General features: G+C 45.9%; 1 protein-coding gene. It reads right to left on the bottom strand.

Features of this window, described 5'->3' with window-relative positions; translation table 11 throughout:
• Positions 1-810 (bottom strand): IS66 family transposase (gene tnpC, locus HHO47_RS19035; RefSeq protein ID WP_169021700.1); only part of this gene is annotated, 810 nt, incomplete at both ends.

Raw genomic sequence — 810 nt, 5'->3', positions numbered from 1 at the left:
TATCTTTGATGGCTTGCTCAATACCGTAGAGCTTGCGAATAAGATTAAGAGCTACATCTGCTTTGACGGTTTTTTTATTATTGCCTTTGGCCTCGATGAATTTACGGCGTATATGGGCTAAGCACGCAACCAGTGTTGCCTTTGTTTGCTCGTAAGCCTTGTAGCCGTCAACGTGCATGTAGCCTTGGTAACCATCAAGGAAATCAACCGCGCATTGGCCCGCGCGACTGTTATGGTAATCAAACAGGACAATATTAGTGCCTTTACCCGGTTTATCATCGCCGCAACAGTACAGCCACATATAGCTGGTTGCTTTATCTGCATTAATGACGTTTAACGGGGTTTCATCGCCGTGAATAACCGCTTGAGATAGCAAGATTTCTTTTAAACGCTGATAGAGCGGTGACAATAATTCAGCGCTGCGTAGCATCCAGCTCGACATGGTTTGTCGACTCAACTCAATACCGATATCAGCAAATAACGTTTCTTGGCGATAAAGTGGTAAGCCAAACTGGTATTTACACATGATTATTTGGCTCAGCAAACTAGGCGTGGCGATGCTTTTTGGAATGGCTGTTGCGGGCATGAGGGCGGTTTTTACCACACTTTCAATGCCTTCACGCTCACAGTGACGGCACGTATATTTTGGCCGAATGGTTTTGATGACCTTGATATGCGCGGGCACAAATTCGAGTGTTTCACTGCTGCTTTCACCCATTTTGTGAAGTGGGCTTTGACAGCAATCACACTCTTTATCACCCTCATCAAGGTCAACAACCACCTCAACTCGCGGTAACTGAGCTGGCAGTG

Origin of the sequence: Pseudoalteromonas arctica (genome assembly GCF_012927645.1) — a bacterium.
GTDB classification, from domain to species: Bacteria; Pseudomonadota; Gammaproteobacteria; order Enterobacterales; family Alteromonadaceae; genus Pseudoalteromonas; species Pseudoalteromonas arctica_A.
Note: the sequence above shows the minus strand (reverse complement) of the source record. Positions and strands in the feature narration are given on the sequence as shown.